This window comes from Nocardioides sp. (assembly GCF_016462705.1).
Taxonomy (GTDB): domain Bacteria; phylum Actinomycetota; class Actinomycetes; order Propionibacteriales; family Nocardioidaceae; genus Nocardioides.
This window is the reverse complement of the sequence record NZ_JAEMSS010000187.1, coordinates 1-7,919: the sequence shown is the minus strand read 5'-3', so window position 1 is coordinate 7,919 and position 7,919 is coordinate 1. Positions and strand designations below refer to the sequence as shown.

The window sequence follows — 7,919 nt, the reverse complement described above, 5'->3', positions numbered from 1 at the left end:
CGATCGCCGGCGGGGCGATGTACTTGCCGCCGGAGGTCTTGAAGAGCTCCTTGATCCGACCCGTGATGGTGAGGAAGCCGTCGGCGTCGAGGCTGCCCTTGTCCCCCGTGTGCAGCCAGCCCTCCGGGTCGAGGGTCTTGGCGGTCTCCTCCGGGAGGTTGTGGTAGCCGTCCATGACGTGGGGCCCGCGGATCAGCACCTCGTCGCCCTCGCCGAGCTTGACCTCGCTGCCGGGCAGCGCCGGACCGACCGTGCCGAACTTGTAGTCCTCGGGGTGGTTGACGAAGCCTCCGGCGGAGCACTCGGTGAGCCCGTAGCCCTCGAGGATGACGATGCCGGCCGCGTGGAACCACTCGGCGATGTCCTTGTTGAGCGCCGCGGCACCCGAGATGAAGAAGCGGACCCGCCCGCCGAAGCGGTCCCGGACCTTGCTGAAGACCAGCTTGTCGAAGAGACCGTGCTGGAGCTTGAGCCCGAGGGGCACGCTCTTGCCCTCGCGGACGAGCTTGTCGACCTCGAGACCCACCTTGAAGGCCTGGTTGAAGAGCTTCTCCTTCAGACCGCCCTCGGAGGCCTGCATCGTGACGATCCGGCCGTGGGCCTTCTCGAAGATCCGCGGAGCGGCACCCATGAAGGTCGGCTTGACCACGCCCAGGTTGTCGACGATCTTCTCCACCCGGCCGTCGATGGCGGTGGCGAAGCCGCAGGCGAGCTGCGCCGAGAGCAGGACCTTGCCGAACGAGTGGGCCATCGGCAGCCAGAGGAACTGCAGGTCGTCCTCGTGGAGGATGTCCTGGACCGCGATGGCCTCGCCCTCGTAGACCCAGGACTTGTGCCGGAGCCGGACGCCCTTGGGGCGGCCGGTGGTGCCCGAGGTGTAGATGAGCGTGGCGAGCTGCTCGCCCTTGATCGCCGCGACGCTGGCCTCGACGGCACCGGCGTGCTCGACGAGGTACTTCTCACCCAGGTCGGCCAGCGTGTCCAGCGTGATGACCCAGTCGCCGTCGCCCGCGCCGTCGAAGGTGATCACCTTGCCGACGGTGGGGATCTCGCTGCGGCGCTCGGTGAGCTTGGCCAGCTGCTCGTCGTCCTCGACGAACACGACCTGGCACTCGGAGTCGCTCAGGATGTACGCCGTGTCCTCGGCGTTCGTCGTCGGGTAGACCGTGGTCGTGGCGCCGCCGGCCGCCATGATGGCCAGGTCGGAGAGGATCCACTCGTAACGCGTCCCGGCGGCGATGCCCACCCGCTGCTCGGGCTGGATGCCGAGCGAGAGCAGGCCCGCGGCCAGGTTGGTCACCCGGTCGCCGGCTTCCTTCCACGTCACCGACTGCCAGGTCTCTCCGACCGGGTAGCGGAACGCCTCGTTGCCGGGGCTCTTCGCGACGCGGTCGTAGAACATCGCGGCCATGCTGGGCTTCAGGTTGTTGACGAAGCTGGTGTCGTGGTTGATCGGCATGACCACTCCTGTGGGAACCGTGTCTCGGGTGACGGGGTCGGTCGCCGCATCGGGTCGCGGAGACGCTGGACGTAACCTAGATCACTCTAGGTACTCACCGGTAGCAACCCCCCGAAGTCTCTGCCGGGCAGATGGTCTAGCCCTGGCGACCCCGGTGCTCGCCCACCAGGCGCAGGTAGACGCGGGCCAGCTCGTGGGCGGACGTCGTCACGTCGTGGTGCGCCTCCACGTGGGCTCGGCCGGCCCAGCCCTCGTCGTCGGCACGGGACGGGTCCTGCAGCCGCAGGCTGAGCGCGGCCGCCATCTCCGACGGGTCCTGGGGCGGGACGATCGCCCCGGCGTCGGCGGGAACGCTCTCGAGCACCCCCGACACGGAGGTCGCCACCACGCTGCGGGCGCTGGCCATCGCCTCCAGCGGCACCAGGGGCATGCCGTCCCAGCGGGAGGGCACGGCCACGACGTCGGCGGCCGCCAGCCAGGAGCGGACGTCGCTGCGCTCGCCGACCATGACCACTCCCGGCAGCTCCCGGGCCGCCCGGGACAGCCGGGCACGCTCCGGCCCGTCACCCACGAGCACCAGCTGCGCGTGCGGCAGCTCGTCGATGACGTGCGGCCACGCGGAGAGGAGGTCCTCCTGGCCGCGCTGGGGCGTCAGCTCGCCGATGCAGACCACGGTCGGCACGTCCACCAGTCCGAGCTCCTTGCGGGCGGCGACCCGGTCGCGGCCGCTCGCGGGGCGGAACGACGTCAGCTCGACGCCGTTGCGGACCACGACGGTGCGCCCACCGATGCCCAGGCTTCCACCGGCGACCCGCTCCGCGTCGCTCACGCAGACCGTGATCGCCGTCGGTGGCGAAGCGCTCCCAGCGCAACGAGGCGGCCCGGACGCCGCCGCGGGCCGCGAGGTAGGACCAGGCATGAGGCTGGAACACGGTCGGGATGCGCTCCCGGAGCACCAGTCGCCCGACCAGTCCGGCCTTCGAGCTGTGCAGGTGGACGACGTCCGGATCGGCGTCCTTGATGATCCTGGACAGGCTGACGTACTCGCCGACGACCCGCCGGTTCGGCTCGCGCTCGGCCTGCCACCAGTGGGTCCGGGCACCGGCCGCGCGGGCGTCGTAGCCCAGGAACCCGTGGGACGAGCACGCGACCGAGACGTTCCACCCGCGCGCGACCTGGTCGCGGACGTAGCCGAGCGCCACCGCCCCCACGGCACCGGACCCGGACGCCGACACGTGGAGCACGTGCAGCCGCCTGGACGCGCCCTCCTCGGGGTGGTTGTCGGAGGTCACTGCCCTAGGCCGCCGTCGCCTCGGCGCGCCGACCGATCAGCACGACCCCGAGGAGCCGGGCGCCGGCGGCGCGCACCCGGGTGGCGTGTGAGCGCAGCGCCGAGGACGACACACCTCCCTCGGTGACGGCGAGCAGCAGCGAGCCCCCCACCGCCATCTTCCTGGCGTCGTCGGCCACGTCGAGCGGCGGAGCGAGCACCACCACGACGTCGAACTGCTGGGAGGCCTCGGCGATCACCCGGTCGAAGTCCTGCTCGAGGAGCGAGTCCGGGGGGTCGTGACCCCAGGTACCGGCCGGGAGCACGCTCAGCAGCTCGACCGGCCCCGGGCTCACGGCCCGGTCCAGGTCGGCACCCTTCAGCACGTCGTAGAGCCCGAGCGTGTCCGGCGCCGGCTGGGCGGGTCGCCCGAACCGGTCGCCCATCCGCCCGTCGACGAGCAGCACCCGGCGTCCGACGTGCGCCAGCGAGATCGCCGCGTTGGCCCCCAACCACACGCTGACCTCCCCGGCACTCACCCCCGCGACCACGACCTTCTTGGACGGGCCGCTGCCCGTCTCCGCCTCGAGCGCGAGCCTCAGGTGCCGGAACATGTCGGCCTCCGCGGACCCGGGGTGCAGGGCCGGCATCGCCGTCAGGTCCGCCGGCGCGTTGAGATGCGCGAGCAGCGGCGCGACCGCGGCGCTCTCGACGTCGTTGGCGTCGTCGACGGTCTCGGTGCGTCGGTCGCGCACCAGCGCCACACCGAGCGCCAGCAGGAGAGTGGAGCCCAGCCCTCCGGCCAGGACCGTGGCCAGGGGTGGATCGACGAAGAGCCGGGGGGCCATCGCGCGCTCAGTGACCGTCACCGTGACGATCGCGTCGTCCCAGGACAAGGCCGCGATCCGGGCCGCCACGGCGTTCGCGATCCGCGCGGCCTGGACCCGGTCCGGGTCGCGCACCGTGATCTCGAGCCCGGTCCGCCCGGGAGCGGAACGACCGTCCACCTCCGCGGCCAGCTCGGACACCGAGAGCTCCAGGTCGAGCGCCTGACGCACATCGCGGAGCAGCGCGGTCGAGTCCGCCGTCTCGGCGAGCTGGCGGCGGGCCTTGTCGACAGCCGCCGCGTCCGCGGTGGCCGTCGGCTCCTTCGCGGCCTCGACCCGGGCGACCGACTCATAGGTCTTCGGCGCAACCCAGAGCCCACCAGCCACTACAGCCCCACCGATGAGCAGGAGAACCAGGACGAGCAGCTTCTGCCGCCACAGCGCCGCGCAGATTTCGCGCACGTCCATCGTCGTCCCCACACGTCAGCTTCCTCCGTGGTGGACCCAGTTCCCCCCAGGTCGACCACGGCTCCGAGTCCCCCCAGTATCCGGGACAGGTGGAACAGGCTGCACCGGGCCGTCAGATCTACCCGGTTTTCGACCCGCCGGCACCCCCAGGTCTAGCGCAGCGGACGCCGGCACCCATCCGGACAGCCACCGGGACGGCAGGGGCCTAGTGGGCGGTGCGGAACAGCCACCCCAGCGGCCGGGCCGCCTCGTCGCCCGGCTCCTGCTCCTCGTCGGTGAGGCCGTCGGTGGCCGCGTCGGTGTCGAGCTCGCGTCGCTGGGCGGCCAGCTTGCTCTCGTCGCCGCGCCGTCGCCGCGCCTCCTCGGGGTGCTGCAGGTCGCGCAGCTCCCGGCTGGCTTGCTCGATCTCCAGGCTGCTGGAGGACAGGAACGCCTCAGTGGCGGAGCGGGGCCGCCCCAGGTCGCCCGGGTCCGCCGGGTCCACCTCGGTGCCGAACGGGGAGCTCGCGCTCGGGACGCTGCTGGTCGCGGCCCCCAGGGGCTCCAGACCGAACGGGGTGTCGACGAGATGCGCACCACCGGTCCGGGAGGCCGGCGGCTGCTGCTCCGGCGGGACCTCGTCGGGACGGGAGGTGGTCCGGGTGTCCGTCGGCCGCAGCGCCTCCAGCGAACCGAGCAGCTCGCTCACGTTGCCGAGTGCGGTCTCGAGGGAGACCCCGAGGATGCGCACCGACGCCTCGAGGTCGCTGACCACGGCCTCCGACTCCTCGCGCGCGGCCGCCTCGGCAGCCCGGTGCTGCTCGGTCAGCTCCCGGGTGACCAGCGCCGTCACCTCGGCACGCACCCGACGCCGGTGCTCCTCGATCTCGGCCTCCGCGGCAGACCGCAGTGCCTCGGCGTTCGCCCGCGCTTGCGCGGCGAGCTCCTCGGCCTCGGTCCGGGCCCGGCTCAGGACGGCCTTCGCCTCCTCGCGCGCCTCCGCCGTGACCTGCTCCGCGGCACGCCGGCTCTCGGCCACGAGCTGCTCGGACAGCTGCTGCGCCTCCTCGACCAGGGCGTCGGCGGCCAGCGCCGCGTCCTGCCGGATCTTCCCGGCCTCGGCCAGCAGCGTCTCCGCGACCTGGCGCGCACCGAGATTCGCGCGCAGCTCCTGCGCTCGAGACGTCACATCCCCCGAAACGAGGGAAGCGTTGTTCGCTTCCATCAGTGATTCCCCCCTGGAACCGGTGGATGGCCGCCCCACAGCACCCATCCGGGACCCAGTCAACCACCTCCGGGCCGCGAAGGTGAGTCACCGAGGGCTGGTGTCTCACGCCTGGACGGCTTTCGCGATCACCACGCACCTCGTGACCCACTCCAGCTCCTCTGGCCCCAATGGCCTCGCCTCGCGCGCGGCGTCCTCGACCGACCAGAACGCGTTGACGACCATCCGCACCACCGTCCAGGCCACCGCGCGCTCCTCGTCGAGGAGCGCAGCGTCGACCAGGCTGTGGAACCGCTGCCGGATCGCCCCCCGCACCGTCGACGCCTCGCTCGCCAGCTCGTCCCAGCGGTTCCACAGCATCGGCGCCGGCTCGTAGGGCGGGTCTCCGGACAAGGGCTGCGGGTCGATCGCCAGCCACGCCGCACGCTCGCCGCCGGCCAGGACGTTCTCGTAGTGCAGGTCCACGTGGAGCAGCCGTCCGGTGGAGGCCTCCTCGTCCAGCTCGCGGGCCAGGCCCAGGGCCTGGTCGACCAGCCGGTGCGGGATCGGCGCGTCCCGCGGGAGCGCTGCCAGCCCCGGCACCCAGCGGGCGACGTACGCCGGCAGCGTGACCAGCTGCGGCGGCGCGGGCACGTGCAGGTCGGCGTAGAGGCCGGCCACGGTCTCGCAGGCCTCGCGCACGGGGACCTCGAGCAGGTCGCGAGGCTCGAGGCGTTCCAGCAGCAGCGCCCGACGCCGGGGGTCGGCACGCAGCAGCCGCACGGCACCCCGGCCTCCCCACGTCTGGAGCGCGAGCGCCTCGTGCGCGGTCTCGGGGTGCACCTCGGTCACCTTGAGCACCGCCGGCTGCCCGTCGGCGACCACCGGCTGGACGACCGAGGCCTCGTGCACGACCGGCGGGCCGTCGGGCGTCAGGCCCCACTCCTCGAGCAGCCCGGACGCGATCCGGGCCGGCTCGAGGTGGGGACTCACTTCCCGGTCTTCTCCCCCGGGCCCGACGTGGAGAGGGCGGCGATGAAGGCCTCCTGGGGGACCTCGACGCGGCCGACCATCTTCATCCGCTTCTTGCCCTCCTTCTGCTTCTCCAGGAGCTTGCGCTTGCGGGTGATGTCGCCGCCGTAGCACTTGGCGAGCACGTCCTTGCGGATCGCCCGGATGTTCTCGCGGGCGATCACCCGGGCACCGATCGCGGCCTGGATCGGAACCTCGAACTGCTGGCGCGGGATGAGCTCCTTGAGCTTGCCGGCCAGCATCACCCCGTAGGAGTAGGCGGCGTCGCGGTGCACGATCGCGGAGAACGCGTCGACCGGCTCGCCCTGGAGCAGGATGTCGACCTTGACCAGGTCGGCGGCCTGGTCCCCGGACCGCTCGTAGTCCAGCGACGCGTAGCCCTTGGTGCGCGACTTCAGCTGGTCGAAGAAGTCGAAGACGATCTCGCCCATCGGCAGGACGTAGCGCATCTCCACGCGGTCCTCGGAGAGGTAGTCCATGCCCTGGAGGCTGCCGCGCTTGGACTGGCAGAGCTCCATGATCGTGCCGATGTAGTCCGACGGGCTGAGGATCGTGGCCCGGACGACCGGCTCGCGCACCTCGGCGATCTTGCCGTCGGGGTACTCGCTGGGGTTGGTGACCTCGATGACCTTGCCGTCCTCCATGACCACCTCGTAGACCACGTTCGGCGCGGTCGAGATCAGGTCGAGGTTGAACTCGCGCTCGAGGCGCTCGCGGACGATCTCCATGTGCAGCAGGCCGAGGAAGCCGCACCGGAAGCCGAACCCCAGGGCACCCGAGGTCTCCGGCTCGTAGGCCAGGGCGGCGTCGTTGAGCTGGAGGCGCTCGAGGGCGTCCCGCAGGGTCGGGTAGTCGTCCCCGTCGATCGGGTAGAGGCCGGAGTAGACCATGGGGTTGGGGTGCTTGTAGCCGCCGAGCGGCTCCGTGGCGCCGTGGTGCTGGCTGGTGACCGTGTCGCCCACCCGGGACTGGCGGACGTCCTTCACCCCGGTGATGAGGTAGCCGACCTCCCCCACGCCGATCTCGGATGCCTTGACCGGCTCGGGGCTGATCACACCCACCTCGAGCATCTCGTGCACGACGCCGTTGGACATCATCTTGATCCGGTCGCGGTGGCTGAGCTTGCCGTCGATGACCCGGACGTAGGTGACCACGCCGCGGTAGGTGTCGTAGACGGAGTCGAAGATCAGGGCCCGCGGCGGTGCGTCCGGGTCACCGACCGGTGGCGGGGTCTGCTTGACGATCTCGTTGAGCAGCGCCTCGACCCCGACACCCGTCTTGGCGCTGGTGAGGAGCACGTCGGAGACCTCGCACCCGACCAGCCGGGCCAGCTCGGCGGCGTACTTCTCCACGTTGGCGCTCGGCAGGTCGATCTTGTTGAGCACCGGGATGATGTGCAGGTCGGCACCCATCGCCAGGTAGAGGTTGGCCAGCGTCTGCGCCTCGATGCCCTGCGCCGCGTCCACCAGCAGGATCGCGGCCTCGCACGCCTCGAGCGAGCGCGAGACCTCGTAGGTGAAGTCGACGTGCCCGGGCGTGTCGATCATGTTGAGGACGTAGGTGCCCGGCTCGGCGCCCTCCGCGTTGCCCTCCGGCACCGTCCACGGCATCCGCACGGCCTGGCTCTTGATGGTGATGCCGCGCTCGCGCTCGATGTCCATCCGGTCGAGGTACTGCGCC

At 71.7% G+C, this 7,919-nt stretch carries 6 protein-coding genes and 1 pseudogene; all 7 read right to left on the bottom strand.

Translation table 11 applies throughout. The annotated features are described in order from the left end of the window. Nucleotides 1-1,459, bottom strand: a 1,459-nt coding sequence (locus tag JHD21_RS18555; protein ID WP_292678227.1) for an AMP-binding protein, incomplete at its 3' end; no start/stop codon positions are given. Nucleotides 1,460-1,595: 136 nt separating this feature from the next. After that, entirely contained in the window at nucleotides 1,596-2,288 is a 693-nt protein-coding gene (locus JHD21_RS18550) for a glycosyltransferase family 4 protein (protein WP_292678225.1), read from the bottom strand. 34 nt (nucleotides 2,289-2,322) lie between these two features. Next, nucleotides 2,323-2,661: pseudogene (locus JHD21_RS21930) on the bottom strand (glycosyltransferase); the annotation flags it as partial. Nucleotides 2,662-2,755: 94 nt separating this feature from the next. Next, nucleotides 2,756-4,024 carry a Wzz/FepE/Etk N-terminal domain-containing protein gene (locus JHD21_RS18545; protein ID WP_292678223.1) on the bottom strand — a complete coding sequence of 423 codons (1,269 nt, stop codon included), beginning with the start codon at nucleotides 4,022-4,024 and terminating at the stop codon, nucleotides 2,756-2,758. Between the two features lie 205 nt (nucleotides 4,025-4,229). Continuing rightward, the gene (locus JHD21_RS18540; RefSeq protein ID WP_292678221.1) at nucleotides 4,230-5,192 is read right to left on the bottom strand and encodes a hypothetical protein; all 963 of its coding nucleotides are present in this window, start codon (nucleotides 5,190-5,192) and stop codon (nucleotides 4,230-4,232) included. A 141-nt stretch (nucleotides 5,193-5,333) separates the two neighbouring features. After that, the gene (locus JHD21_RS18535) at nucleotides 5,334-6,200 is read right to left on the bottom strand and encodes an aminoglycoside phosphotransferase family protein (RefSeq protein ID WP_292678219.1); all 867 of its coding nucleotides are present in this window, start codon (nucleotides 6,198-6,200) and stop codon (nucleotides 5,334-5,336) included. Further along, nucleotides 6,197-7,919, bottom strand: a 1,723-nt coding sequence (gene lepA / locus JHD21_RS18530) for a translation elongation factor 4 (protein ID WP_292678217.1), incomplete at its 5' end; no start/stop codon positions are given. The genes JHD21_RS18535 and lepA, both read right to left, overlap by 4 nt.